Annotated in this window: 26 protein-coding genes, 1 tRNA gene and 1 riboswitch; of the genes, 17 read left to right on the forward strand and 10 right to left on the reverse strand. The window is 67.7% G+C overall.

Going from position 1 to position 26,785, the window contains the following annotated elements; translation table 11 throughout:
* Positions 1 to 167 precede the first annotated feature (167 nt).
* Positions 168 to 241, forward strand: a tRNA-Pro gene (locus C8K36_RS12535).
* A 274-nt stretch (positions 242 to 515) separates the two neighbouring features.
* On the opposite strand, the gene C8K36_RS24995 is transcribed toward C8K36_RS12535, so the two are convergent.
* From C8K36_RS24995 to C8K36_RS12560, 5 genes are all read right to left on the reverse strand, one after another.
* Positions 516 to 824: a DJ-1/PfpI family protein gene (locus tag C8K36_RS24995; protein ID WP_219910008.1), complete on the reverse strand. Its 309-nt coding sequence runs from the start codon at positions 822 to 824 to the stop codon at positions 516 to 518.
* Positions 825 to 873: 49 nt separating this feature from the next.
* Positions 874 to 1,098 carry a hypothetical protein gene (locus C8K36_RS12545; protein WP_107984842.1) on the reverse strand — a complete coding sequence of 75 codons (225 nt, stop codon included), beginning with the start codon at positions 1,096 to 1,098 and terminating at the stop codon, positions 874 to 876.
* 5 nt (positions 1,099 to 1,103) lie between these two features.
* Positions 1,104 to 1,604 (reverse strand): DUF732 domain-containing protein, encoded by a 501-nt coding sequence (locus C8K36_RS12550; RefSeq protein WP_107984843.1) that lies wholly within the window; start codon positions 1,602 to 1,604, stop codon positions 1,104 to 1,106.
* A 63-nt stretch (positions 1,605 to 1,667) separates the two neighbouring features.
* A complete protein-coding gene (locus tag C8K36_RS12555) occupies positions 1,668 to 2,138 on the reverse strand; it encodes a GyrI-like domain-containing protein (RefSeq protein ID WP_107984844.1) in 471 nt (156 codons plus the stop codon).
* Positions 2,135 to 3,391: a hypothetical protein gene (locus C8K36_RS12560; protein ID WP_107985167.1), complete on the reverse strand. Its 1,257-nt coding sequence runs from the start codon at positions 3,389 to 3,391 to the stop codon at positions 2,135 to 2,137. The genes C8K36_RS12555 and C8K36_RS12560 overlap by 4 nt, the downstream gene beginning before the upstream one ends.
* Before the next feature lie 98 nt (positions 3,392 to 3,489).
* Here C8K36_RS12560 and C8K36_RS12565 point away from each other — a divergent pair, with 98 nt between their 5' ends.
* The 14 genes from C8K36_RS12565 to C8K36_RS12630 all read left to right on the forward strand — a co-directional run bounded on the left by C8K36_RS12565 (position 3,490) and on the right by C8K36_RS12630 (position 15,935).
* Complete coding sequence (locus C8K36_RS12565) at positions 3,490 to 4,107, forward strand: NUDIX hydrolase (protein ID WP_107985168.1); 618 nt, start codon at positions 3,490 to 3,492, stop codon at positions 4,105 to 4,107.
* A gap of 41 nt (positions 4,108 to 4,148) precedes the next feature.
* The gene (locus tag C8K36_RS12570; RefSeq protein WP_107984845.1) at positions 4,149 to 5,192 is read left to right on the forward strand and encodes an SMP-30/gluconolactonase/LRE family protein; all 1,044 of its coding nucleotides are present in this window, start codon (positions 4,149 to 4,151) and stop codon (positions 5,190 to 5,192) included.
* 89 nt (positions 5,193 to 5,281) lie between these two features.
* On the forward strand, positions 5,282 to 5,899 hold the full coding sequence (locus C8K36_RS12575) for a CDP-alcohol phosphatidyltransferase family protein (RefSeq protein WP_107984846.1): 618 nt from the start codon (positions 5,282 to 5,284) through the stop codon (positions 5,897 to 5,899).
* Between the two features lie 56 nt (positions 5,900 to 5,955).
* Positions 5,956 to 6,762 carry a DUF881 domain-containing protein gene (locus C8K36_RS12580; protein ID WP_107985169.1) on the forward strand — a complete coding sequence of 269 codons (807 nt, stop codon included), beginning with the start codon at positions 5,956 to 5,958 and terminating at the stop codon, positions 6,760 to 6,762.
* Entirely contained in the window at positions 6,759 to 7,109 is a 351-nt protein-coding gene (locus tag C8K36_RS12585) for a small basic family protein (RefSeq protein ID WP_107984847.1), read from the forward strand. Before C8K36_RS12580 ends, C8K36_RS12585 begins: the two co-directional genes overlap by 4 nt.
* A gap of 5 nt (positions 7,110 to 7,114) precedes the next feature.
* Positions 7,115 to 7,885 carry a DUF881 domain-containing protein gene (locus C8K36_RS12590; protein WP_181319547.1) on the forward strand — a complete coding sequence of 257 codons (771 nt, stop codon included), beginning with the start codon at positions 7,115 to 7,117 and terminating at the stop codon, positions 7,883 to 7,885.
* 45 nt (positions 7,886 to 7,930) lie between these two features.
* Positions 7,931 to 8,335, forward strand: coding sequence for a glycine cleavage system protein GcvH (gene gcvH, locus C8K36_RS12595; RefSeq protein ID WP_107984849.1), 405 nt, complete (start codon positions 7,931 to 7,933; stop codon positions 8,333 to 8,335).
* A gap of 202 nt (positions 8,336 to 8,537) precedes the next feature.
* Positions 8,538 to 9,032 (forward strand): glycogen accumulation regulator GarA, encoded by a 495-nt coding sequence (gene garA, locus C8K36_RS12600; RefSeq protein ID WP_107984850.1) that lies wholly within the window; start codon positions 8,538 to 8,540, stop codon positions 9,030 to 9,032.
* Complete coding sequence (locus C8K36_RS12605; protein WP_107984851.1) at positions 9,032 to 9,769, forward strand: MerR family transcriptional regulator; 738 nt, start codon at positions 9,032 to 9,034, stop codon at positions 9,767 to 9,769. The genes garA and C8K36_RS12605 overlap by 1 nt, the downstream gene beginning before the upstream one ends.
* A 99-nt stretch (positions 9,770 to 9,868) precedes the next feature.
* A complete protein-coding gene (locus tag C8K36_RS12610; protein ID WP_107985170.1) occupies positions 9,869 to 10,342 on the forward strand; it encodes a bifunctional nuclease family protein in 474 nt (157 codons plus the stop codon).
* 231 nt (positions 10,343 to 10,573) lie between these two features.
* Positions 10,574 to 11,197 (forward strand): MerR family transcriptional regulator, encoded by a 624-nt coding sequence (locus C8K36_RS12615; RefSeq protein WP_107984852.1) that lies wholly within the window; start codon positions 10,574 to 10,576, stop codon positions 11,195 to 11,197.
* Positions 11,198 to 11,250: 53 nt separating this feature from the next.
* Positions 11,251 to 11,354, forward strand: a riboswitch (glycine riboswitch).
* A 189-nt stretch (positions 11,355 to 11,543) separates the two neighbouring features.
* Positions 11,544 to 14,384: an aminomethyl-transferring glycine dehydrogenase gene (gene gcvP, locus C8K36_RS12620; RefSeq protein WP_107985171.1), complete on the forward strand. Its 2,841-nt coding sequence runs from the start codon at positions 11,544 to 11,546 to the stop codon at positions 14,382 to 14,384.
* A gap of 237 nt (positions 14,385 to 14,621) precedes the next feature.
* On the forward strand, positions 14,622 to 15,461 hold the full coding sequence (locus tag C8K36_RS12625; RefSeq protein WP_107984853.1) for a class I SAM-dependent methyltransferase: 840 nt from the start codon (positions 14,622 to 14,624) through the stop codon (positions 15,459 to 15,461).
* 33 nt (positions 15,462 to 15,494) lie between these two features.
* Entirely contained in the window at positions 15,495 to 15,935 is a 441-nt protein-coding gene (locus tag C8K36_RS12630) for a hypothetical protein (protein ID WP_107984854.1), read from the forward strand.
* A gap of 148 nt (positions 15,936 to 16,083) precedes the next feature.
* Here the strand turns inward: C8K36_RS12630 and C8K36_RS12635 are convergent, their stop codons facing one another.
* From C8K36_RS12635 to C8K36_RS12650, 4 genes are all read right to left on the reverse strand, one after another.
* Positions 16,084 to 18,612: a helix-turn-helix transcriptional regulator gene (locus C8K36_RS12635; RefSeq protein WP_107984855.1), complete on the reverse strand. Its 2,529-nt coding sequence runs from the start codon at positions 18,610 to 18,612 to the stop codon at positions 16,084 to 16,086.
* A gap of 155 nt (positions 18,613 to 18,767) precedes the next feature.
* Positions 18,768 to 19,916 carry a metallophosphoesterase gene (locus tag C8K36_RS12640; protein ID WP_107984856.1) on the reverse strand — a complete coding sequence of 383 codons (1,149 nt, stop codon included), beginning with the start codon at positions 19,914 to 19,916 and terminating at the stop codon, positions 18,768 to 18,770.
* 3 nt (positions 19,917 to 19,919) lie between these two features.
* Positions 19,920 to 21,665: a substrate-binding domain-containing protein gene (locus C8K36_RS12645; protein WP_107984857.1), complete on the reverse strand. Its 1,746-nt coding sequence runs from the start codon at positions 21,663 to 21,665 to the stop codon at positions 19,920 to 19,922.
* A gap of 143 nt (positions 21,666 to 21,808) precedes the next feature.
* On the reverse strand, positions 21,809 to 23,992 hold the full coding sequence (locus tag C8K36_RS12650) for a malate synthase G (RefSeq protein ID WP_107984858.1): 2,184 nt from the start codon (positions 23,990 to 23,992) through the stop codon (positions 21,809 to 21,811).
* 614 nt (positions 23,993 to 24,606) lie between these two features.
* On the opposite strand from C8K36_RS12650, the gene C8K36_RS12655 reads away from it, so the two are divergent.
* The gene (locus C8K36_RS12655; RefSeq protein ID WP_107984859.1) at positions 24,607 to 24,963 is read left to right on the forward strand and encodes a VOC family protein; all 357 of its coding nucleotides are present in this window, start codon (positions 24,607 to 24,609) and stop codon (positions 24,961 to 24,963) included.
* Positions 24,964 to 25,007: 44 nt separating this feature from the next.
* Here the strand turns inward: C8K36_RS12655 and C8K36_RS12660 are convergent, their stop codons facing one another.
* A complete protein-coding gene (locus tag C8K36_RS12660) occupies positions 25,008 to 25,484 on the reverse strand; it encodes a hypothetical protein (protein WP_107984860.1) in 477 nt (158 codons plus the stop codon).
* Between the two features lie 108 nt (positions 25,485 to 25,592).
* Here C8K36_RS12660 and C8K36_RS12665 point away from each other — a divergent pair, with 108 nt between their 5' ends.
* Positions 25,593 to 26,642, forward strand: coding sequence for a lipoate--protein ligase family protein (locus C8K36_RS12665; RefSeq protein WP_107984861.1), 1,050 nt, complete (start codon positions 25,593 to 25,595; stop codon positions 26,640 to 26,642).
* The last annotated feature ends 143 nt before the right edge of the window (positions 26,643 to 26,785 follow it).

Raw genomic sequence — 26,785 nt, forward strand, 5'->3', positions numbered from 1 at the left:
GGGTTCTGCCGGAGTCGCACAGCAATTCGATACGGATTCGCTGTGCGACGATCCCAGGACCCGTGCGGTGCAGCGTCCGAGATGGCGAAAGTGGGCGCTGACCAGTCGATTCGCTTTCCGGAGCGACACTGTTGTAATCTTCTGTGGCGCCCGAACGAGGGCGTGGACGGGCTGTGGCGCAGCTTGGTAGCGCACTTGACTGGGGGTCAAGTGGTCGCAGGTTCAAATCCTGTCAGCCCGACCGAGAGAAAGTCCCAGGTGAATGTTTTCACCTGGGACTTTTTCTGTTTCCGGATTGTTTGCGGCAGATCTGGATCAGCCAGATCTGGATCAGCCAGATCTGGATCAATGGGGGCCGCTGGCGAGTCGCGCGGCCGCCCTGTCGACGAGCCGACCCCGAAACCGTTGCATCGCTGCAATGGTGTTCGTGACCTCGCCTGGGTCGGCGTCGGGACGTCGTGGCGAGCCGGCATCGAACGGCGGGGCCGGGTCGTATTCGATGGCCAGCTGGATGCTCACACGCTGGTCACGTAGCGGGCGCCGCGGGCCTGCCGACGCAGGAAGTCGAGCATCGTCGCATCCTCGAACAGCACGAAGGCGCCTTGACCTCCGGGGACGAACAGCACGTCGGCCTGCGGGGCGTCGTCGAGCGTCGCGGTCGGCAGGATCGCGAAACCCGCGTCGGTCGGCACCGGTTCGAGCCGATGCCAGACGAAGTGGACCTCCGTGTCGGGCAGGCGTGAGAACACCTGGGCGGGACCGGTGAGATCGAGTTGAGTGACATCGGGAAACACCACGCACACGATGCGGACTGGCTGGCTCATCCGTTCATCGTTGCCGCACCGGACGATCCGCGCGTCGGAATCGGCCGTGCTAGCTGTCGTCCGAACCTTCGCACAGATGACCGATCGCGTCGGACCAGATCGGGAACGTCTCGACCAGGTCGCGTGATCCGCCTGTCACCTTCCAGACGCCCCAATGCCCGGCGTGGTCTCCCGCATCGATCTTGCGGACCGCCCAGGGCGCGGGGATCCGATCACGACGGATCGGGAGACCGAGAAGCCGACGCATCGCGTCGTAGGGGATCGGATCGCTCATTGCGCTCAGGCGAACTCGGGGCAGTACGAGACGGTCGCGGCTCCCAGCACATTCGTGACCTCGGGCGCCGTGTAGCGGTCGTCGTGCCGGTAGTCGGCGGTGACGTCGGACTTGCTCTGCCCGCGGTAGAGCGCGTTGCACATCGACAGGCCGAGACGGATCTGTTCGCTTTCCGACTTCTCCATCAGTGTGAACTCGGTGATGTACGAGAGGAAGAGCAGATCCTGGCTGCTGAGTTCCGTGCTCGGTTCGAGCGAGTTCACCTGTGTCGATGCGACTTCGGCGGAGGTGGTCGTGGAGGCACGGGCTCGTGCGGTCGGCGAATCGTCGGTGACGTCGACCACAGCGGGCGGTGTGGTGTGTGGGGCGGTGGCTGCGACGGGTTGCGGCGCGGCGCGGGAGATGACGACAGGTTCGCCGTCGGTCGGTGTGCTGCTGCACCCCGTGAGGATCAGAACCGAGGTGGAGAGGGCGGAGAAGAAACCGAGACGAGCCGAGCGAATCACGATGCGGGATCTTTCCCTATCCGTCCGACAGATTCGATTTCGGGGGCGGCATCGTCGCAGTTGTCAGTTCAGGTTGGCGTCCGGGCGGACGACGGGCATGACGATTTCGGTGCGTGGATCGGCGACGTCGGGGTCGTCGAGATAGCACTCCCACGCCTCCCCGACAGTGACGAATCCGTGCTCGGTGATCCATGACGTCAGCGCGATGTACGCGGGTTCGACACTGTCGTAGGCGCCGACGTGCAGCGTGGTGACCGCGGGACCCGCCGGCAACGACGTCGGCTCGACCCTCCCGGTCGTCTCGATCGCCCGCGTGAGGGGGAATCCGGCTTCGATGTTCCACGAACCGCCCGGCAGGGGACGGTATCTCGCGAACGGTGGACCGGCGAGACGGATTCCGGACTCTTCCGCGGCCGCGACGACCTGCCGGAACGCCCCACCGATGAACCCGGCGATGTCCTCGACCGGGACGTCGCCACACACCGCCGCCGCGGGCTGTTCGTCTCGTTCCTCGAGCCGGATGTGGTAGTTCATGAATCGTCTCCCTCGAAGCACGCCAGGTAACCGTCAGCGGCGAGGACGCTCGTCGCGCAGTAGGCCGCGGTCGGGTAGTAGGCGCCCATCGATGTTGCCGGATCGGCGTCGTCCGCCTGCGATGCCTGGATGGACTGTGGGTAGAACGTGTCGTCCGGCAGCATGTTTCGCAGGAAGAGCAGCTTTGTCGGGACGTCGGTGGACCCCCACGGGACGACGGTCACACCGGGCTCGAGGACCGACGGAAGATCCTCCGGAGGGGCCACCACATAGTTGTAGAAGCCGTCTGCGTCGAGCGTCGTCTGGAAGTCCGCGGCACAGGCCACCACGGGGTACGGGGAGATCAGATCGTTCTGACACATCGACCAGTACCGCACCTGACGCCCTGGTTCCGTCACGGCCGTCCCGCCGCGCGTGTCCGGGAAGGTCGGGGCACGGCCGCGCACCACGACGACCCGCCCGGGCTGGTGGGTGAACTGGGCCCCGATGTACTTGTTGTCGCCGTTGGGGAACAGACCCGACGTGCTCGCGGGGTTCACGAACGTGGCCTCGGGGGCGTTGCCGGGGAAGGCTCCGGATGCGGCCGACTCGATCGCCCGATCGAAGCCCGTGCGGGCGGCGTCGGCGACGGGCCCGGTGTAGCCGCTCGGATCGAACGGCTGACCGCAGGGCTGCACCGGCACAGTCGCCCCGCCGATGCGGTACCGGACGTCCGGGAGCGGGACACCACCGCTGAGCGACGCGGGATCGTCCGGGACGTACACGCGAACGATGAGGAACCCGACCGGCGCCGCGCCGGGACGAAGCGCCTGAATCTGGTTCCGGGTGGGGTCGGCGGCGCCGGCGACCAGCGTCGCGTGCCACTGCCGCGCCTGCGGTGGCGCCGAGCGGGCAACCTGAACGTCGAACGGGTTGGAACTGCCCGCGTCGGGCGCGATCTCGTCGTCGCGCAGCGTGTCGATCGTGTCGAGGTCGGTGCCGTAGGTGTTGAGCGAGAAGTACCGGGCCGACGGGAACGTCCCGGACAACTCGATCGTGTCGGACGGACCGAGGGCGTACGGGAGAACCCAGTACGCGGCATTGGTGTCGGGGAACGCGACGTTGAGGACCTCGCCGTCGGACAGGAACCGCCACGCACACGGCGCAGGCTCGGGTGCGGCGGATGCCGGTGCCGGCGCGGTGACGGCCGCCAGGGTGGCGCACAGGACGGCACTACCGCTGAGGATGCGGCGGGTGAGAGATCGCGACGACATGTTCATCCGAACCCCAATCGCAGGTTCTCACGATACGAGGCCCCGGCGCCGATGGTGCATGATCGGGCGAACACTGGTTCTGTGCACAGGAGGTGGTCATGGCGGACCCGAAACGGTTCACGAGACCGGAGATCCAGTCCGCACTCGAGGCTCTGGACGCGGTGACGGTCCCGCTCGGCGACCGGCGGGCCGCAGCCGTGGTGATCGCGGTGATGCAGGGCGCCGGCGGGGTGCCGGTGTTCCCGCTGACTCTGCGTCCGGCGAAGATGCGTGCCCATGCAGGGCAGTTCGCGCTCCCCGGTGGTCGGCTCGATCCCGGTGAAACCGCCAGGGATGCCGCACTGCGCGAACTGCGCGAGGAACTCGGTATCGAGGTCGGGCCCGACGACGTGCTGGGTCGGCTCGACGACTACGTGACCCGGTCGGGCTACGTCATGACCCCGTTCGTCGTGTGGTCCGAGCGGGCCGTCGACTCGGTGGTGCCGAGCCCGGACGAGGTGGCACACGTCTTCTCCGTTCCGCTGGACGAACTCGATGTACCGACGCAGTTCGTCGAGATCCCCGGATCACCCGACCCAGTCGCGTGCTGGCCGTTCCGTGGCGAGCACATCCATGCACCCACCGGGGCGGTGATCCACCAGTTCTGTGAGGTCGTTCTGCACGGCCGGCACACCCGGGTGTCCGAGTTCGCACAACCCAGCTTCGCCTGGCGCTGAAATTCGTGTGAGTCCTGCGCCGCGGGACTAGCGTCAGCGCCGTGACCCTCCTGCGATCGGCACTGCGCGCACTGGACCGCACCGGCGTCGAGCCCGTGGCCTGGCAGCCACCCCCCGCCCCCGCACTCACCGGTGTGCTCGCCCCCAATCGCCTACTCGATGCGGCGGAGCAGTGGAAGCTGCCCGCCGGCAGGGGGCCGGAGGACGTCGCGGTCGACGGCGACGGACGAGTGATCACCGGGGGCGAGGACGGGCGACTGTGGCGCTTCGACGCCGTCGGGCGGGCGACCGAACTGGCCCACACCGGCGGGCGCCCGCTCGGTGTCGAGGTGCTCGACGACGGCCGATACCTGGTGTGCGACAGCGAGCGTGGCGTGTTGCGCGTCGACGAGACCGGTCGGGTGGAGGTACTCACCGACACCGCGCTCGGGACGCCGCTGCTGGCCTGCAACAACTCCGCCGTCGGAAGTGACGGCGTCGTCTATTTCACGGACTCGTCGTCGCGGTTCACGGTCCCGGACCATCGTCTCGACCTGCTCGAGCACTCGGGCACCGGACGCCTGCTCCGGTTCGACCCGCGATCCGGTGACATCGATCTCCTCGCCGGCGGGCTTCAGTTCGCGAACGGGGTGGGACTCTCGCGCGACGAGTCGTTCGTGATCGTGGCGGAAACCGGTTCCTACCGGATCCAGCGGGTCGAGTTGACCGGGCCACGTGCGGGAGCCGTCACCGTGTGGTCGGACAACCTGCCGGGCATTCCCGACAACGTCACGTCGCAGACTGCGGACGGCATTTTCTGGGTGGCGCTGTACAGCCCGCGGATGCGACTGCTCGACCAGGTGGCGCCGCATCCGACCCTGCGAATCCTCACCGCGAACCTTCCGGACTTCGTCCAGCCCGATCCGGAACACCGGGCCTGGGTACTCGGCCTCGACGCCGACGGCCGAATCGTGCACAGCCTGCAGGGAGGCAAAGGCAGCTACTCGCCGGTGACGGGAGTCCGCGAGACCCCGGACTGGCTCTATCTCGGCAGCCTCACCGCCGGGTCGATCGCTCGCATTCCACGGGGTCTCATCGACCGCTGAGCGTCGAGGCCCCATCCGGTCGGTCACTGAAATGCGACACCGTATGTGGAAGGCTGGCGTACCGACAAGGACACGGGGTGCCGAGAGGAATGTTGGTGGACGCGGTAGGACAGCAGAACGTGAGCCCCCCCGCGGGGGCCGACCGCATCCTCACGATCCCCAATCTCCTGAGCATGATCCGCCTGGCGGGGGTACCGCTCTTCCTGTACCTGCTGTTGGGGCCGCAGGCCGACGGCTGGGCCCTGGCGCTGCTCATGCTCAGCGGCTTCACCGACTGGGCCGACGGCAAGCTCGCGCGGCTGCTGAACCAGATGTCGCGGTTCGGCGCGCTGCTCGATCCGTTCGTCGACCGGCTGTACGTGATCACGACCCTGATCGCTTTCGTGCTGCGCGACATCATCCCGTGGTGGGTCGCTGCCATTCTGATCGGGCGTGACCTGATCCTCGCGCTCACCCTGCCGATCTATCGTCGGCGGAGCCTGCCGCCGCCGGAGGTCATCTACCTCGGCAAGGCCGCGACGTTCGCGCTGATGTTCGCGCTTCCGCTGGTGCTGGCCGCGCAGGGGGACTGGGCGATCGCGTCCATCGCTCACGCGTGGGGATATGCGCTCCTGGTCTGGGGCACCGTGCTGTACGTATGGACGGCCGGGATCTACATCGCCAAGGCTGTCGGCGTCGCCCGTACGGTGCCCCGGAGCGGCCCGTGAGCGGTGCACCCCGGCCGGTGCGGCGAAACCCGGTCCCGTCGCTGCTGAAGTCGCTCATGAACGACCATCTCGACCCCGGATACGCCGGGGCTGCCGCGGACCGGGAACAGGGGCACTCGAGACCGTCGCGGATCGCGGCCGGGGCATGGATCGCGTTCGGGGCGCTTCTGGTGGGGCTCGTCTTCGGGATCGCCTACGCGCAGGCGTCGTCGTCAGCGTCCGATGTCGACGCGACCCGTGGCGAGATGCTCACCAAGGTGCGCGACGCCGAGGACCGAGGCCGGAGCCTCGCCACGACCCGCGGCCACCTGGCCGTCCAGGTCGACGCTCTGCGGGCCAAGGTCCTCGCGGGTGACGCCGAGGGCTCCCAGGTACTCGAGCAGTTGCGGACCCTCGAGTCGGCCGCGGCCGCCGAGCCGGTGCACGGACCCGGGATCGTGGTGACGCTGACGGACCCGGCGGCGCGCCCGGATCTATCGGACTCGTCGCAGCGTGCGCCGGGTTCGCCGCAGGCGGGAGTTCTCGACCGAGACCTGCAGTCAGTCGTCAACTCCCTCTGGGCGGCCGGGGCCGAGGCCGTTGCCATCGGCGACGTGCGTGTCGGGCCGGGCGTCACGATCCGACAGGCAGGTGGCGCGATGCTCGTCGACAATCAGCCCGTGCCGTCGCCCTACCGGGTGTCGGCCATCGGATCTCCCGCCAAGCTGCAGACCAGTTTCGTCGTCAGCGACGCGTATCTGCGAATGGCGGCAGTCCGGGATTTCTACGGCGTGGGATTCTCCATCGCCGAGTCAGGCGACCTGCAGCTACCCGCTGCCGCAGGTCGTGAAGTGAGGTACGCACAGGAAACCGGGGCACCGTGAAAGGTGGATATGCGCTCTACGGAGTGCTCGCGCTCGTCGTCGGAATCGTGGTCGGGGTCGCCTTCAGCCCGCAGGTGCCCGACGCGGTCCAGCCCTATCTGCCGATCGCGGTGGTCGCAGCGCTCGACGCCGTCTTCGGTGGCCTGCGCGCGTACCTCGACGAGATCTTCGACTCGAAGGTCTTCGTCGTGTCGTTCGTGTTCAACGTGCTCGTCGCCGCGCTGATCGTCTGGCTCGGTGATCAACTCGGAGTCGGCACCCAGTTGTCGACCGCCATCATCGTCGTCCTCGGCATCCGCATCTTCGGCAATGCGGCCGCGCTGCGGCGGCGACTGTTCGGAGCGTGATCGGTATGCAGGACAACGGGACCCCCACCGGGCCGCGCACCGAAGGCCGGCACGAGATGCCGCCGAAACCCCCCGCGCGTTCCCGGGGACGGCTCGGCTTCGGGCTACTGGCCGTCCTGCTCATGGCCGCGCTCGGGGTGGGTATCGCGACGCAGGTGAGCAGCACAGGTTCCGGTGACAATCTCGACTCGGCACGGCCCGCCGATCTGCTGGTCGTCCTGGGCAACCTGAACCAGCGCGAGGCGGCGCTGCGGCAGGAGGTCGCCGGACTCGAGCAGACGCTGTCGAAACTCGAGGCGGGCGGCGGCGGTTCCGGTGCCGCACTCGACGAGGCGAAGGCGCGCTTGTCGGCTCTCTCGATACAGGCGGGTACCGTCGCCGCGGTCGGCCCCGGGGTGATCCTGACGGTTCAGGATCCCGGAACGTCCGTCGGTTCCGAGGTGATCCTCGATCTTCTGCAGGAGTTGCGGGCCGCCGGTGCCGAGGCGATCGAAATCCAAGGTGCGTCAGCGGATCCGATTCGCATCGGCGTGGATTCGTGGGTCACTGGCGGTGGGGGCAACATCACCGTCGACGGGCGCAAGGTCTCTGCTCCGTTCCGCGTGGTCGCGATCGGTGACCCGCCGACGCTTGCAGCGGCATTGAACATCCCCGGTGGCGTGGTCGACACCGTCGCGCGGAGCGGAGGGCAGCTGCGAATCGAGCAATCTTCGCAGGTCACCGTCGCCGCCTTGCGGGACATCTCACCACGCCAATACGCTCGTCCCGGAAACTGATCTTCTTCGGTCCGCTCGCCGGGCCGTCCCCGAAAGGAAGCCACCGTGAGTGAGCTCGCTACCCCTGCCGATCTGCGCTACACAGCAGAGCACGAATGGGTGCGGCGGACGGGTCCGACGACGGTGCGCGTGGGCATCACGGACTTCGCGCAGTCGCAGCTCGGTGACGTCGTGTTCGTGCAGCTTCCCGCAGTCGGCGAGGACGTGACCGCCGGTGACTCGTTCGGCGAGGTCGAGTCGACGAAGAGCGTCTCCGACATCTTCGCGCCGTTGACGTCGAAAGTGGTTGCCGTCAACGAGGATCTGGACGGCAGCCCCGAACTGGTGAACACCGAGCCGTACGGCAACGGCTGGCTCGTCGACCTGGAGGTCGACGACGAGGCGGGCCTGGACGCGGTGCTCGCCGGAACCCTGGACGCCGAGGGATACCTCGCCATCTCGGGCAGCTGATTTCGCGGGTCACCGCCCGGCCTGTCCGCCTACACGCACCGCCACTCTCAGGGTACGGTCGAGGTGAGCGCAGAGCCGTGGCGGTGCGCAGATCCGCGCCGGAATGTGATCGTGGCCGAGACTTCGTCGAGGCCGAGTTGTACCGCGTGAATCCGGGGGCGCCCAGGGCGCTCCCGGATCGACGGATTGAGGAGGAGAAACGGTGAGCGAGAACGGCAACGACGCGGTTTACGGAGAGACGCCGGCCGAGACCACATCGGTTTTCCGTGCGGATTTTCTCAACGAGATGGACACCCAGTCGTCGCAGACGGCCGAGGCCCCGGTCTCCGGAGTCGAGGGTCTGCCCGCGGGGTCCGCGCTGCTCGTCGTGAAGAGGGGCCCCAACGCGGGCTCGCGCTTCCTGCTCGATCAGCCGACGACGTCCGCCGGGCGTCACCCCGACAGCGACATCTTCCTCGACGACGTCACGGTGAGCCGTCGGCACGCCGAGTTCCGTCAGGACGACGACGAGTTCCAGGTCGTGGACGTGGGTAGCTTGAACGGCACGTACGTCAACCGTGAGCCTGTCGACTCGGCGGTGCTCGCGAACGGTGACGAGGTGCAGATCGGAAAGTTCCGTCTGGTCTTCCTCACTGGACCGCGTGGCAACAGCGGCGGCCCGCAGATCGGCGAATCCGCGGCTGGTGCAGGTAGCTGATGACGGCTGTTCGGCAGGACGCTGCCACGGGCATGTCGATCGGCACGGTGCTCGATCGACTCCGCCCGGATTTTCCGGACGTCACGATCTCCAAGATTCGGTTCCTGGAGGCCGAGGGGCTCATCAGCCCCGAGCGAACCCCGTCCGGCTATCGGCGATTCTCGATCGCGGACTGCGAGCGTCTGCGATTCGTGCTCACCGCGCAGCGGGATCAGTACCTTCCGCTCAAGGTGATCAAGGAACAGCTCGAAGCGATCGACCAGAGCGCGGCGACGGTGGGCGCGGTGGATTCGGCACCGCGCCGCCCTCGCACGCTCGCGATCGCGCCCGGCGAGGTGTCACCGGAAGAGTTCCGGTCCGACCGTGAGGTGCGGATCAGCAGGGACGACCTCATGGACCGCGCGGGTATCGACGCGAAGTTCCTGAGCGAACTGTTGCGCAGCGGGCTCATCGTCCCCGGAGCTGCCGGGTTCTTCGACGAGGACGCCGTCACCCTTGCGCGCACAGCGAACTCGATGTCCGAATTCGGACTCGAGGTGCGGCATCTGCGGGCATTCAAGCTGGCCGCCGATCGCGAGGCCGGGTTGGTTGCGCAGATCGCTGGTCCGGTTGCGAAGGGGCGCGATGCCGGTGCGCGTGATCGCGCCGAAGAGATGGTTCGGGAGCTGGCCGCCCTGTCGCTGACGCTGCACACCTGTCTCGTCAAGGCTGCGGTCCGCGGGGCGCTCGATCGCTGACGGCCGTAGCAGGTTCGAATAGAATCGGGGCAGTACGTCAAGCGGGGCTCGTTCGCCGTTCGAGGTGGACCCGGTCACCGGTACGAGGTGGAGGACGCGATGAGTGAGATGCGTGTGATCGGGATCCGTGTCGAGCAGCCGCAGAACCAGCCGGTGCTGTTACTGCGTGAAAGCAATGGCGACCGCTATCTGCCGATCTGGATCGGCCAGACCGAGGCAACCGCGATTGCGCTGGAGCAGCAGGGAGTCGAACCTGCCCGCCCACTGACGCACGATCTCATCAAAGATCTGCTCGAGGCTTTCGGGCACACACTGCGTGAGGTGCGGATCGTGGACTTGCAGGCCGGCACGTTCTATGCCGATCTGGTGTTCGAGGGCGAGGTTCGCGTGTCCGCCAGGCCCTCGGACTCGGTGGCCATCGCGCTGAGGATCGGTGTACCGATCTTCGTGGAGGAAGCGGTACTCGCCGAGGCCGGCCTGGTGATGCCGGACGAGCGAGAGGACGAGGTGGAGAAGTTCAAGGAGTTCCTCGAGTCCGTGTCGCCGGACGATTTCAAGGCGACCGACGGCTGAATCCCACTCAACCTCAACTTGAGGTTGAGACTCTTGGGCGCGTCGCGTTGACCCGATGCGCCGAGAACCCTAGCGTCGTGCATGCGAACGGACGCCACGCTAGGGGTCCGGGGCGTACTCTGAGTGGATCCACCGTTCGGGTTTACTCGATGTCACGAGTGTGTGGTTGACGGGTTTCGAGAAATCGACAACGACCGTCGCCGCCGCTGAACACGCGAGAGGGAGTAGTCCGTGGGAGATCGGCCGCAGGAGCAGCAGTTGAACCTCACTGACGAGGCAACTGGCCAGGCCTCGAAGGTGTCGACCGTCGACGACATGCAGCCCGGGCTGTTCCCCGATGACTCCGTTCCCGACGAACTCGTCGGCTACCGGGTGCCGAGTGCTTGCCAGATCGCGGGCATCACGTACCGCCAGTTGGACTATTGGGCCCGCACCAATCTTGTCGTCCCGTCCATTCGTGGTGCCGCCGGCTCCGGCAGCCAGCGGCTGTACTCGTTCAAGGACATTCTCGTCCTCAAGATCGTCAAGCGACTCCTGGATACCGGCATCTCGCTGCAGAACATTCGCGTCGCGGTGGACCACTTGCGCCAGCGCGGTGTCGGCGATCTCGCTCGCATCACGTTGTTCTCCGACGGCACGACGGTCTATGAATGCACGTCGGCCGAAGAGGTGGTCGATCTGCTGCAGGGCGGGCAGGGCGTGTTCGGCATCGCGGTCAGCGGAGCGATGCGCGAACTCACCGGAACGATCGCCGATTTCCCGGCGGAACGCGCCGACGGTGGCGAGGCCACCCAGAGCCCTGAAGACGAGTTGGCATCGCGCCGTAAGAACCGGAGCGCCCGCAAGACCGGCTAGACGGTTCCTGGCGTTCGGCGGGCGGGCGGTGGTGGCATAGACTGACGGTGCGTCGCCGTCGCGCGGGAGAGTTCCGTGCAGAGTTTTCTCTGTACGGGCGCCGAAGGAGCAACACCTCCCCGTCAATCTCTCAGGCACCCAGGACCGTGCGGGCTCCGACGCCTCTGGAAAGCGGTGGGAGTACCCACCCGCCCACGGGGAAAGGCGTACGTCGTCCGTGCACAATGCCGGCCGATGTGGCAGCCGAATCTCTCAGGCGCTCGGAACTTCGAGCAGGCGACAGAGGGGGAGGACCGTTCCATTCGTGGAGCGCATCCTGCACCTGACGAACCGCCTGGGAGTTCACTTGATCGACGCTCGTAGCCATTCGTTCGCCGACCGCCATGTCGGTCCCGACTCGGCCGAACTGGCACGCATTCTCGACGTTGTCGGCGTCGAATCGCTCGACGAACTTGCGGCACGAGCCGTTCCGGACAGCATCCTGGACCCGGCACCCGGCGGTGTCGCGGCCGGTCTCGACGTGCTGGACGCGCCCCTCTCCGAGCACGAGGCTCTTGCAGCCCTCACGGAGCTGGCGGCGCGCAACACGGTCGCCACCTCGATGATCGGCCTCGGCTACTACGACACCCTCACGCCGCCCGTGTTGGTGCGCAACATCCTGGAGAATCCGGCCTGGTACACGGCTTACACGCCCTACCAGCCGGAAATCAGCCAGGGCCGCCTCGAGGCGCTGCTCAACTTCCAGACCATGGTCGGCGACCTCACCGGCATGGAGATCGCGAACTCCTCGATGCTCGACGAGGGCACCGCCGCAGCCGAGGCCATGACGCTCCTGCGACGGGCGTCGCGCAGCAAGTCTCCGCGCTTCGTTCTCGACGCCGACCTGTTCCCGCAGACCCGCGCCGTGGTGATCACGCGCGCCGAGCCGCTCGGCATCGAGATCGTCGAGGCGGATTTGACTCGGGGCCTGCCCGACGGTGAGTTCTTCGGTGTCCTCGCGCAGCTTCCGGGCGCGTCGGGTCGGGTCGTCGACCACGCTTCGATGATCGCGGACGCCCATGAACGGGGCGCACTCGTCGCGGTCGGCGCGGACCTGCTCGCCCTCACGCTCCTGACGCCGCCCGGCGAGATGGGCGCTGACGCGTGCTTCGGCACCACTCAACGCTTCGGTGTCCCGATGGGCTTCGGCGGTCCGCACGCCGGCTACCTCGCGGTGCACGGCAAGCATGCTCGTCAGCTCCCGGGACGCCTGGTCGGCATCTCGGTGGACGCCGACAACAACAGGGCGTATCGACTGGCGCTGCAGACCCGCGAACAGCACATTCGGCGCGAGAAGGCGACCAGCAACATCTGCACCGCGCAGGTGCTGCTCGCGATCGTCGCAGCGATGTACGCGAGTTACCACGGCGCGGAGGGCCTCAAGGCCATCGCCCAGCGGGTCCATCAGCGCGCCGAGTTCCTGGCCGACGGCCTGAAGGCCGCGGGCGTCGAGGTGGTGCACGAACAGTTCTTCGACACGGTTCTCGCGCGTGTCGAGGGGCGCGGCGAGGAGGTCGTGGCGAACGCGAAGGCCTGGGGCGTCAACCTACGTCTGGTCGACGCCGACCACGTGGGGATCGCGTGCGACGAGGCGACCACCGAGGCGCACGTCCAGTCGGTGCTCGCGGCGTTCGGGGTTTCCGGGGATGCCGAGTGCGCGCACACTCCGGCGCCGTTCGGTGACCGCACCACGGCGTACCTGCAACACGAATCGTTCACCAAGTACCGCACCGAGACCGCGATGCTGCGTTACCTGCGCGCGCTTTCCGACAAGGACATCGCCCTCGATCGCAGCATGATCCCGCTCGGCTCGTGCACGATGAAGCTCAACGCGACCGCCGAGATGGAGCCCATCACGTGGCCCGGATTCTCGAAGCTGCACCCGTTCGCGATCGAGGACGCACCGGGGATGCTGCAGGTCATCGAGGACCTGCAGGACTGGCTGGTCGCGATCACCGGGTACGACGCGGTGAGCCTGCAGCCCAATGCCGGCAGCCAGGGCGAGTACGCGGGCCTGCTCGCGATTCGCAACTTCCACCTCAGCCGCGGTGACGACCACCGAGACACCTGCCTGATCCCGTCCAGTGCGCACGGCACCAACGCCGCGTCCGCGGTGATGGTCGGGATGCGCGTCGAGGTGGTGGCGTGCCGCGAGAACGGCGACGTCGATCTCGACGACCTGCGCGCCAAGATCGCCGATCACGCCGAGCGGCTGGCCGCGATCATGATCACCTACCCGTCGACGCACGGTGTGTACGAGCATGAGATCGGTGAAATCTGCGCGGCCGTCCACGACGCCGGCGGTCAGGTGTACGTCGACGGTGCCAACCTGAATGCGCTTGTCGGGCTGGCGCGTCCGGGGCGGTTCGGCGGCGACGTGAGTCACCTGAACCTGCACAAGACGTTCTGCATTCCGCACGGTGGCGGTGGCCCCGGTGTCGGACCGATCGGTGTGCGCTCACACCTCGCACCGTTCCTGCCGGGGCATCCGATGGCGCCGGCACTCGGGCAGTGCGGTCCGGTCTCCGCGGCGCCGTACGGTAGTGCGTCGATCCTGCCGATCACGTGGACGTACATCAAGATGATGGGCGCGCAGGGCCTGCGCCGGGCGTCGCTGACGGCCATCGCGTCGGCCAACTACATTGCGCGGCGTCTCGACGAGTACTTCCCGGTGCTCTACACGGGCGAGAACGGAATGGTCGCGCACGAGTGCATCCTCGATCTGCGTCCGCTCACCAAGGAGACTGGCGTGACGGTCGACGACGTCGCCAAGCGCCTCGCCGACTACGGTTTCCACGCCCCGACCATGAGCTTCCCGGTCGCCGGCACACTCATGGTCGAGCCCACCGAGAGCGAAAACCTGGCCGAGATCGACGAGTTCTGCGACGCGATGATCGCGATCCGTCGCGAGATCGATCGGGTCGCGGCAGGGGAGTGGCCTGTCGACGACAACCCGCTCCGCGGCGCCCCGCACACCGCCGAGTGCCTTGTTTCCGAATGGAATCACCCGTACTCGCGGGAGATCGCGGTATACCCGCGCGGCACTGCGCGGCCCAAGGTGTGGCCCGCGGTGCGGCGAATCGACGGCGCGCACGGTGATCGCAACCTCGTGTGCTCATGCCCGCCGATCGAGGCCTACTCCGACTGACGCGTGAACGAAGGGGGTCGATCCGTCCAATGGGCGGACCGGCCCCTTCGTCGCACACAGGCCAGTGCCGGGTGCGAGAATCCGGAGCAGACGGAACTGACAGATACCCGGAATTCGAGCCCGGTTGGCGGCGAGTGTCACGTATGTCGGTGGCCGCGACCCGCAGGCCCGGACGAGCGGGGCGGCCGATACCGAAACGTCGTTGACCTCTCGGTCTGCCGGGCAGATGATCGATGAATGGTCGAGGTGCCGGAAGAGGTGCATACCGCTCGGGTCGCAGATCTCTTCGACTTGGTGGCGGACAGTTACGACAACGTGGGCGTCTCGTTCTTCGGGCCGATCGCGGATCGTCTCGTCGAGGCGGTAGCGCCGCCGCCAGGCGCGCAGGCGCTCGACATCGGCTGCGGTCGGGGCGCGGTGCTCTTTCGGCTGGCGGAGGCGGTCGGCCCGTCCGGTGAGGTGACCGGAATCGATCTCGCGCCGCGGATGGTGGCCATCACCGCCCACGAGGCTCGGGCCCGCGGGTTGACGAACACGCATGTGCAGGTGATGGACGCGATGCGGCCGACGCTTCCGTCCGGCCGCTATGACGTCATCACCGCGTCGTTCATGTTGTTCTTCCTGCCGGATCCGGCGGCCGCTCTGACGGCGTGGCGTTCCCTGCTGGTGCCGCGCGGGACGGTGGGGGTCTCGACGTTCGGTGCGTGGGACCCGCGTTGGGAGGAGCTCGACGACCTGTTCGCGCCGTATCGGGATTCGCGGTTCTTCCCGGTCGATCCGCGGGATCCGGACGGGCCGTTCGGGACCGACGCCGCGGTCGAGGGCTTGATGCGGAACGCCGGCCTCGTGCACGCGCGCACCAGTACATTCGACCTCGATCTCACTTTCGATGATCCGGGGCATTGGTACTCGTGGACCCGTTCGCACGGCCAGCGGATGTTGTGGGAGTCGATTCCGGAGTCCGACCGTGATCAGGTGAAGGATGCCGCGCTCGAGCGGGTCGAGGGGTGGCGGGACGAAAGTGGCCGGGTGGCTACTCGACACGGGATCAGGTTGACGCTCGCGCAGCGACCCTGAGACACGGTCGCACCGCCCGAGGAGGGGGAGGCCATGTCGAGGATCATCGTCGCCGTACTCCTCGTTGCCGCGCTGTTCGGCACCGGTGTCGCGTTCTATCGCGTGCTGTCGGATGTGGCGCCGGCGTCGACGGATCGCCCACTCGCGAACGAAGTCGCCACCGTCAAAGGTCGGACGATGACCTGTGCCGAACTACTGCCCGACGGGTGCACGTTCGATCTGCAGTTCGCGTTCGATCGGTGGGGCGATGGACTGAACGCCTTCGTCGCCAGTGATCTCGGGCCCTGGGGGAGGGGACTTCCTGTGGCGCCGGCGGCGAAACTGGGCCTCGAGGCGTGCAACACCGCTTCGATGCCGGGCCGGACCTACCTCGAATTCGAGCCGGTGGCGCGGGTGGATCATCCCGGTGCGAGTACCCCTGAACTGTATCCATTCTGGAACCAGGCGCGCGAGATTCTCTGCCCGGCTGGGTAGTCGCCCGGTGTGCTCCGCCGCGTTCCGTGGTCGAAGTCCGTGGCGGACGGAATCGTAGGATAGACAGAATATTTGGGTCCACCATCAACCGCACCGCTCCGTACGCTGCCCCTTCTCGAGCAGCCAAGACGAAAGGGGCCTAAGGGCGCTAAGACGCGTCGAGGAAACCGAAGCTGCGAGCGCGGGAAAGTGCCTCCGCACGCGAGTGAACGTTCAGCTTTCGATACAGGGTCCGCTTGTGGGTCTTGACCGTCGATGCGGAGAGGAACGCCAGCGCGGCGATCTGGCCGACGGTCAGGCCGCGCGCGACGCCGTCGAGCACGGTCTTCTCCCGGTCGGTGAGGAGCGGGAAAAGCAACGTCGGGGGATAGTGTGCGACTTCCGGTGTGGCGAGAAACTCTGTCAAGGTCGGCGACGGTCGAGATGCCTGTTCGTCGAGGGAGATCACGGTCTGGCGATCGACTGTTGCGAAGGCACTCCGGATTCCGGCACGGTCGGCGATGGTGCAGGCGTGGGACCAGGCCCGTCCGGCGTCGTCGCGCCGGTCGAGGCTGAACGCGGCCACGGCCTCGATCACGAGCGACTCGAGATGTGCGCGGGTGTACGGGGTACCGAGCCAGTCGTACCGGCGGCACGTGGTGATCGCGGACGGGTAGTCGCCGGTGAGGAGGTGGGTTCGGGCCACCGCTACGACCGCCCACGGGGTGTCGCACGGCAGAGAATCCGCGAGTATCCGCGCTCGACGGGCATCCCCGAGCGCGAGGTGGACCTCGATCTCGGTGGCGTCGAGCAGCGAACTGACGAAGGCGCCGTTGGCGCGTGCTCGGGCGTCGGCGCACTCTGTGAGCGCGGTGAGCCCCTGGACCGGCCGACCCGCCGCGATCGAGTACCTGCAGCGTGCGAACGCGACGAACGGCCAGAGCTCGGCGACTGCCGGCAACTCGCCGAGTGTGTCGAGAGCTTTGCCGGCCGTATCGACGTCGAGGGTGCCGAGGGCCGTGAGGACGCGCGCGACGGCGCCGCCGATCCGAACGAGGGCTTCGGTCCAGTCTTCGCCCGCAGGGGACTGCTCCTCGGCAACCAGCCAGTCGTGAGCTCGCTGCAGTTCTCCCGCGAAAGCCCAGTTGAGAGCGGAGTTGCCGGCCGCGTTGCGAGAGATGTAGTTCATGCTTCGCGCGGTACCCAGACGGTGGGCGCGGCGAAGTTCGACGGTGGACTCCGCGAAATCGCCCGACAGTTGATAGGTGAGCCCCATCTGCATGCGCAGGAACGGCAGGAAGTCGGTGATCGCATCGGGTTCCGCATCGAGCAGGCGATAGATCGAGCGGTTGAGGCGGCGTGTCTGATCGGCGGCCGACGCATAGTCGCCCGCGATGCGCTGCAGGAGGATTCGGTTGCCCACCACACTGAGGGCTGCGCGAGGGTCCTCCGCCACGGTGAGGTCGAGCAGGTCGGCGGTGTCGTACGGCTCGGCGTCGTCGGAGTGGTCGCCGGACAGGTGCCGCACGAGGTCGCGAATGCCGCTGATTGCAGGATGCGCCTCGATCACCGGCCCGGGCAGGACGAGCAGCACGTTCCTGAGCAGTTCGAGATGCCTGTTGACCAGTTCGGCCCCGTGCTGGTCGAACAGTTCGACGGTGAGGTCCCAGTTCTCGGATTCGGCGGCGCAGCGCAGCGCGGCCGCGTGCTCGCCCCGGTCCCGATGGTGAAGTGCCAACAGCGTCGACCGCGCCGACGGGTCCATGCCCTCGGCGCGTTGCACGGCGAGGAGCTCGGTGCGTACGGCGGTCGGCAGCTGCCAGGCGTCGCCGTCCGCGGTGTCGAGGTGGTCCAGGATTCCTGCTGCCTCGAGGTCGCGCAGGTACCGGGCTGCGTCGGGGCCGCCGCCTAGGTACCGCGCCAACTCCACGGTGACCGCATAGGCGGTCGCCGTGCTGACCATAAACGTTCGTAGCTCGGCGTTCGACGTCCCCAGGACGTCGTCGCGGACGTAACTCGTGATCGCTTCGGCGTAGGCCTGTCCGAGGACCACATCGGTCAGCGGGCGAGCAGACCGCGTCGCCGCGAGAACCGCCGTGGCGAGCAAGGACAGCCCTCCGGTCCGGCGGTGGAGTTCGTGCACGTCGGGGTCCGTCGGATGAACGCCGGCCGCAGCGAACATCTCCCGGATGTCGTCGAGGGTGTACAGCAGGTCGTCGGCTCGGACGGTGTGGTGCTCCGGTCCGAAGGACAGCGGATCGTCGAACATCGATCGCCCGACGACCGTCACCATGACGTTGACCGAAGCGCAGTCGTCGACCAGATCGAGGATCTGACGCTCGATGTCGGGGTCGGGGTGCCGGTCGATGCGTTCGAGGATCAGATCGACCGGACGGTCAGCACGCGACAGCGATCGCAGCCCGTCCACGCCGCCGGTGACGCCGACACTCACGAGTTGCTCGCCGACGTGTGTCCAGTATCCGTCGGTAGTGGCCGTCGGTTCGGGGGGCGCAATGACGACAGTGGTGCGCCCGGCGTCTCGTGCGAATCGGTGCCACGCGGTCGCGAGGCTCGACTTCCCGAAGCCCTGCGGTGCCCGGACGACGGTGAGACCGGCGTTCCGCTGGAGTCGGCTGATGAGCCGGCTGGGGGCCCACACTGTGGTTTCGTCGCCGACCGCGTTGCGCTGCTCGGTCAATTCACGTCCTTCGGGTTCGGCTACGGTGTGCGGTCCACACCCCGGTGTCGACACGGAACCACCATCAAGGCACACCGCGCACCGGTGGGGCGGCTCGGTCTCCGTGTCGTGACGCTTTATCACCCCCCACTTCACCCATCACGCTGGAGTGGGGATCAGCTGTCGGTGCCGGGTCGGCTCGCGAGTTCGAGGATCGTGATCTCGGGGGGCGCACCGACACGGACCGGAGGACCCCAAGCGCCCGCGCCACGGGAGGTGTAAATGACAGTGTCGCCGACCTGGTCGAGACCGATCACCGAAGGCTGCTGCAAAGGGACGAGGTAGCCCAGCGGCCACATCTGGCCGCCGTGGGTATGTCCCGACATCTGCAGATCGACGCCGAGTTCGGAAGCCTCCAGGGCCTGCTTCGGCTGGTGCGCCAGGAGCATCACGAAGCGGTCGGGGTCGCGGCCGTCCAGCGCGGCGGCAAGGTTCGGCTCATAGGGGGCGGGGGAGGTGAGGTCGTGGATGCCGGCGAGATCGATGACGCCGCCGCCGCGGTGGATCTCGACGCGTTCGTTGCGCAGCGTCCGGATGCCGAGTGTGTCCCACAGATCCAGCCAGCGTCCTCCGTCGCCCGCGTAGAACTCGTGATTGCCGCTCACGCCGAACACGCCCAGCGGCGCGCGCAGGTCACGCAACGGCTCGAGGTCGCGTCCCACCTTCGCGACCGTGCCGTCGACGAGATCGCCGCCGAGCAGGATGAGTTCGGGCTTCTGCGCGTTGACGAGTTCGACGACCTTGCGGGTGAACCCGATTCCACGGGACGGGCCGACGTGCAGATCGGTCACGAGGGCGATCCGCATGCCGGCGAACTCGCTCGGCAGGCGCCGCAGCGGCACCCGGACCCGTTGGATGCGCGGCGTGTGCGCTTCGGTGACGCCGTATCCGGCGGCACCGATCGCCGCGACGGTCACGGCGACGGTGGCACCGCGCAGGACGCGGCGCCGGGACGGATCCGTGGGCTGCGGGCGCCCCGCGAGCCGGGCGATACCCGAGCCCGCGGCAACCAGAATCAACCCGAGGACGAGGTACAGCAGCGCCGCGAGCCACACCCAGCCGACGAAGCCGGGGATCCGCGCCCACACCGGGTCGAACACCTCACCGCTGCCGATTCCGATCAGTGCCAGGACCCACAGCACGACCAGCGCCACGCCGACGGCGCGGGCGGGACGCCCCTTCAGCCCGGTCGCGCGGACCAGACGGCGGTACACCCACCAACTGACGAGCGCGAGGAAGGCTCCGAAGATCGCGATGCGCACCATGGCCTACGACAGCGTCTTCTCGAGCGCGTCCGCGAGCGCGGGACCCTGTGTGGACGGCACCGCCGCGAATGTCCCGTTCGTCTGCTGGGCCATCGCTTGCAGCGTCCCCTGGTCGCTGTTCTCGCCGATCGAGATCACGTCGACGCGGACCGGATGCGCCGTGCCGGAGAGTGCTTTCGTCAGTTGCTGTTTCGTGGTCGAGGTGTCGTCGTTGGGTCCGTCCGTGATGAGTAGTACGGAATTGGGGCGTCCGTCGACGAACGCGTTCACCGCGCTGTCGTGGGCGGCGATCATCGACGCGTACGTGGACGTCGCCGTGGCCGGGCGCAGCGACTGCAGCGCGGTCTCGAGCCGTTGCCTGCGATCGCCGTCGGACATCGGGCCGGTCGGCACCTTCACGAGGTACGGCTTGCTGCCGTCGAGTCCGCGGCTGTACACCCACAAACCGACGTTCGACGTTTCACCGAGTGCCACGATCCGCGCGGACAGCGCGTCGACGGTGTTGCTGAGCCGTGTGCCGTCGCCGTCGGCGTAACCCATGGACCCGGAGACGTCGAGCAGGATCGTCGTGGCCTGGGGGACGGCCGGGTTCGCGAACGTCGACGCGAGGCGTGCCGCGGCGGGAGCGGCCGCGGGGGCCAATACCTGTTCGAGTGCGGGCATCGGGGTGCGCTCGGTAGCGGCCGGCGTCCGGTCGCCGACGCGGAAGCCCGCATCCACCAGTGACTGCGCCTGCTCCGGCTGCCGCAGGAACTCGACGAACTGCGCGGCCGCGCGGCCGAGGGTCTCGTCGACCCACGGGGTGGTGAGGATCGCTGCGGGGTGGTCGGCGACCGGCGTGGCTCCAGCGGGTGCGAACGCGATCAGACCGTCTCCGTGCGCGAAGACCTGCTGCTCGGTGGCGGGGACCGCATGGAAGGAGGCCGCCGTGTGGTCGGATCGGGCGGAGAGCTTGTCGAGGGTATCGGCCGTCGCCGCTGGGGTGCCGTCGATGGACCTGCTGCCGTTCTCGAGCGCGCCGATCGCGGCAGTGACCTGAGGTGAAGCCGCCTGCGCTTCGGTGAGCGGGCCGGTGCCCGCATTCACGGTGGCCGCGGCGACGGCCTCGATCGCGGCGCCGGTGGCGCCGGAACCGGGCCCGGTGGGCAGCGCGAGTTTCAGGCTGCCCCAGCCCGCGAGACCGAGTCCCGCGAGAGAATCCTTGCCGGACTGCAGCGTGGGCAGGGTCTGCCAGCCCGTACCGGCCGCAGTGAGCGCGAGGGCAAGTTCCTCGGGTGCGGCGACGACGACCGGACTCGACGCGATCGACTTGGGCTGACCGTCCACCGCGCCGGTGCCGGCGAGTCGCTCGACCGCCGTGCCGGTGGCCGGAATCCACAGTGCCGGGGCGGGGCCGAGGTCGGCGTTCCACGGTCCGTCGGGGGCGGCAGCGAGAACGTCGGACACGGCCTGCGAGTCGGCTTCGTGCACCGACACCGACACGCAGTGGTCGCGGATCACCGGCAGAGACTCGGTGAATCTGGTGGCGAGCTCGCGCAGCGGCCCGGCGATGTCCGGGTCGGCGGCGACGGTGAGCGTCGCGTCGCCCTCCACGCACGTCCCGGCCGCGGCGGTGCCCTGACTGCTCGTGCGGTCTCTCAGCTGGAACCAGCCGACGACGCCGAGCACGAGCACGATCACCGACACCACCGCGATGATCGGTCCCTTGCTGACGCCGCGGGTGCGCTGATCGCTGCGATGCTGACCCACGAGGAAACCGCCTTGCTCTCTACCTTGTCGGACCGGCGCCCGACCGGCCCCGACGAACGCAGTCTAGTGACGGATCCGGACATCCCGAATGCGCGCGGCCCCGGCACCTGTGTGGGTGCCGGGGCCGCGCGCGATGTCGAGAATCAGGCGTTGGCGGCCTTGTACTCGCGGCGGCGACGATGCAGGATCGGCTCGGTGTAGCCGCTGGGCTGCTTGCCGCCCTCGAGGATCAGCTCCTTGGCCGCCTGGAAGGCGATGTTGGAGTCGAAGTTCGGCGCCATGTTGCGGTAGGTGGCGTCGCCCTCGTTCTGACGGTCGACGACCGGCGCCATGCGCTCGAGGCTGGCGACGACGTCGGCCTCGGTGACGATGCCGTGGCGCAGCCAGTTCGCCAGCAACTGGCTCGAGATGCGCAGTGTCGCGCGGTCTTCCATGAGTGCGACGTCGTGGATGTCGGGCACCTTGGAGCAGCCGACGCCCGCGTCGATCCAACGGACCACATAGCCGAGAATCGACTGGCAGTTGTTGTCGAGTTCCTGCTGCTTCTCCGCATCCGACCAGTCGGTGGACGGGGCGAGCGGGATAGTGAGGATCTCGTCGATCGTTGCGCGCGGCTTGCCCTTCAGCTGGTCCTGGACCGCGAACACGTCCACCTGGTGGTAGTGCGTGGCATGCAGGGTCGCACCGGTGGGCGACGGCACCCAGGCGGTGTTGGCGCCCGACTTCGGGTGACCGATCTTCTGCTCGAGCATGTCGGCCATCAGATCGGTCATGGCCCACATCCCCTTGCCGATCTGCGCCTTGCCCTGCAGTCCGCACGCGAGGCCGGTGTCGACGTTCCAGTCTTCGTACGCGGCGATCCACGTCTGCTTCTTCATGTCGGCCTTGCGGACCATCGCGCCGGCCTCCATCGAGGTGTGGATCTCGTCGCCGGTGCGGTCGAGGAAGCCGGTGTTGATGAACACCACCCGCTGGTCGGCCTCCTTGATGCAGGCCGCGAGGTTCACGGTGGTGCGCCGCTCCTCGTCCATGATGCCGACCTTGATCGTGTTCTCCGGCAGGCCGAGAATCTCCTCGACCCGACCGAACAGCTCGGTGGTGAACGCGACCTCTTCGGGGCCGTGTTGCTTGGGCTTGACGATGTAGATCGAGCCCGTGCGCGAGTTGTCGAGCGGGCCGTGGTCGTCGTCGATGGTCAGACCGTGGGCCGCGCACGCGCCGGTGATGAGCGCGTCGAGGATGCCCTCGGGCATCTCGTTGCCGTCGGCGTCGAGGATCGCCGGATTCGTCATCAGGTGTCCGACATTGCGGACGAACAGCAGCGAGCGGCCGTGCAGCGTGAGTTCGCCGCCGTCGGGGGTGGTGTAGGTGCGGTCGCCGTTGAGGGTGCGGGTGATGGTCTTGCCGCCCTTGTCGAACGACTCGGACAGGTCACCGCGGTTGAGGCCCAGCCAGTTCCGGTAGCCGACCACCTTGTCGTCGGCGTCGACCGCGGCGACCGAGTCCTCGAAGTCCATGATCGTGGTGATCGCGGACTCGAGCACGACGTCCTTGACGCCGGCGCCGTCGGTCCGGCCGATCGGCGAAGTCGGATCGATCTCGATCTCGACGTGCAAACCGTTGTTGCGCAGCAGCACCGAGGTGGGGTTGTCGCCGTCGCCGAGGTAGCCGACAAACTTCTCCGGCTCCGCCAGCGTCGTGACGACCTCGCCACCCAGTTCGACGGCCAGCTTGTCGTCGATGACGAAGTAGCGGGTGGCCTCGGTGTGCGAGCCCTTGGCCAGCGGGGCGGCGGTGTCGAGGAAGTTCCGGGCCCACGCGATGACCTTGTCGCCGCGAACCTTGTTGTAGCCCTTACCCTTCTCGGCTCCACCCTCCTCGGAGATCGCGTCGGTGCCGTAGAGGGCGTCGTACAGCGAACCCCAGCGGGCATTGGACGCGTTGAGCGCGAAGCGTGCATTGAGAATCGGGACCACCAGCTGCGGCCCGGCGGTGGTGGCGATCTCGGCGTCCACGTTCTCGGTCGCGACCTGGAACGGTGCCGGCTCCGGCAGGAGATACCCGATGTCCTGTAGGAACGCCTTGTACTCGGCGGCATCGAGCGGCTTACCCGCGCGCTCGCGATGCCAGGCATCGATCTGCGCCTGCAGGTCGTCACGCTTGGCGAGCAGCGCCTTGTTCTTCGGGGCGAGGTCGGCAAAGACCTTGCCCGCACCCTCCCAGAACGCCTCAGCGGAAACGCCGGTCCCCGGAAGAGCCTCCTCGTTCACGAAGTCGTAGAGAACCTTGGCGACCTGAAGACCACCGACCTGCACGCGTTCAGTCATGGAACTGCCTCACTTTTCGGTACCAGCAGCGTCTCCGGCACGGCCACGGCCTGGGCATATGCGGGAACGCCGAACGGGACGACAACAATGTTACCCGGCGGTAGCTTCTGCGGGAGATCAGTCCGGTGCGGCTGCCAGGGCATCGACGAATACAGCTCGAGAGCTGAGGCGCGTGAGGTGGGCGCCGACTGCGGTGGGACGAACGGTTCGCGTCCGGATGCAGACTCGATCATGAAAGGCGAGTTGGCCGATCGTGCACAGATGATACGTCCCGCGCACCCTCGTCGCGCGACGGGGCGCGGGCGGGCGGGCGGAGCCGCGACGAGCGGTCGGGGATGCGCGGTGAGTGGAAGCGGGCGCTACTCGTGCTCCCGAATCTGCTGCGCCACCTCGTGGAAACGACACGTTTCCAGGTCGGCCCCGAACGTCCCTTTACGGTAGGGCCCCAGGTCCTGTCTGTACATCACCGACGGCGGGTCGAGGTGTGCGGGAACCGGCTGCGAGTGAGGATGATCGAGCACACGGCGCGGCGATGGCTGTGGGTGTATCGAACGAGGTCCGCTCGGCGCACGCACCGCCACCCACGCCGAAGTTGATCGAGTACCGGAGGATGTATGAGCGACTACGACGCCAAGATGATCATGCTCTCGACCGAGAACCTGGACGAGGCGATCAAGTTCTATACCGAGACCCTCGGGATGACCCTGAAGTTCCGGGACGGCGCGCATTTCGCCGCGCTGGACGGGGGATCGGTGACGATCGCGCTCGCGACCGCCGTCGACCACCCGATCCCCGGCAAGGTCGTCGTCGGTATCAAGACCGCCGACGTCGACGCCGCAGCGAAGGCGATCGAGGAGGGCGGCGGGGCAATCATCAAGGGGCCGTACGACGATGCCCACGAGCGTCGTGTCGTGGTGTACGACAACAATGGCAACGGGCTGGTTTTCTACAGCCCGCTCGCGCGCAAGTGATCCGGGACGGCCCGCGGCGTGTGACGCTGCGGGCCGTCATCGGGTCAGGCCTTCTTCCCGGCCGCTGCCGTCGCCATCCTCGCGGCCGCGTCGGCGAGCGGGATGCCGTCCTCGGCGAGCGCCGGAACCAGCAGGTCCATGCTCTTGCCCAGTATCACCACGAGCAGCACGCGCAGGGCGCTGATGTCGGCGGCGATGCGGACACGATCGGTGCTCACACACGACAGCCGCGAGTATGCCTGCTCCACGGTCTGCCACTCGCCGCGCAGCCCCTCGACTAGCAGTTGCGCGCGGATCACCGGCGCGGCGGCCGGGTAGAGGTCCTCCTCGGCGGCGCGATGCCACGGCCGGAGCGTGTACTCGGCGAAGTCGACGACGGCACGGTGGGCGGCCGCGAACTCGGCGTCGTCGGCTCCGATATTTCGGAACACATCGCGTTCGAGCGCCGCGATGCCGCCGAGCAGGTCGAACATCGTCCCCTGCAGTTCCTCGGCCGCTTCCTGGATCGCCGTGTCGGTCATCGAAATCCTCTCATCCCGTCAGTTCGGCGAATCCGCCGTCGAACTCACAGTAGGTGTCCACGGTTCCCGCGCCACGGCCCTGTCGCACTCACCGATACGCTTCTTTTCGTGCGTGGTGAATACAAGGTTCCCGGTGGCAAGCTCGTGATCGTCGACGTCGAGGTGGAGGACGGGCGCCTTTCGCGGGTGTCGTTGTCCGGGGACTTCTTCCTCGAACCCGACGAGGCGCTGGGCGACATCGTCGCGGCGGTGACCGGCATGCCGACCACCGCCGATGCCGCGCAGCTGGGACAGGCCATCTCGGGTGCGCTTGCCGACGACGCTGCGATGATCGGCTTCACGCCCGAATCTGTCGGCATCGCGGTCCGCCGTGCCCTCGGCCACGCGACCAGCTGGCACGACCACACGTTCGACGTCATCGAACCGGTGGTGCTCGACCCGGCGATGCACGTCGCGCTCGACGAAGTCATCGCCCGCGAGGTGGCGAACGGCGAACGGCGTCCGACCCTGCGATTCTGGGATTGGGATTCACCACTGGTGGTGCTCGGCTCGTTCCAGTCGGTGCGTAATGAGGTCGACGAGGAGGCCGCGACTCGTCACGGCATCGGCGTCGTGCGGCGCATCTCCGGCGGCGGCGCCATGTTCATGGAACCGGGCAACTGCATCACCTACTCGCTCGCGGTGCCCACGTCGCTGGTCGACGGGCTGAGTTTCGAGCGCTCGTACGAGTTCCTGGACCAGTGGGTGATGGGCGCGCTCGCCGACGTCGGCATCAAGGCCCGCTACGTGCCGCTCAACGACATCGCCTCCGAACAGGGCAAGATCGCCGGCGCCGCACAGAAGCGGTTCGCCGCCGGCGCGGTGCTGCACCACGTGACGATGGCCTACGACATCGACGCCGACAAGATGACCGACGTGCTCCGCATCGGGCGGGAGAAGATCTCCGACAAGGGCATCACCAGTTCCGGCAAGCGCGTCGACCCGATGCGCTCGCAGACCGGTATGGCACGCGCCGACATCATCGCCGCGTTCCTCGCGCACTTCCGGGCCCGCTACGACACACGCGACAGCGTCTACAGCGACGCCGAACTGGCTGCCGCACAGGAGTTGGTCGACACCAAGTTCGCGAACCCGGAGTGGACGTACCGCGTGCCGTGACCGGCCGTGCCGCTCCCGAAATGACCTCTCGCGCGCGCAATCGCGGGAGCGGGAGGTCATTTCGGGAGCGTGAGTGGAGTGGCCGCGATAGCGACCCGGTGCGGTGCTCGCGCAGTGCTGACGGGCAAGACCGACGCAGCGCC

It is taken from the genome of Rhodococcus sp. OK519 (genome assembly GCF_003051005.1).
Classification (GTDB): domain Bacteria; phylum Actinomycetota; class Actinomycetes; order Mycobacteriales; family Mycobacteriaceae; genus Prescottella.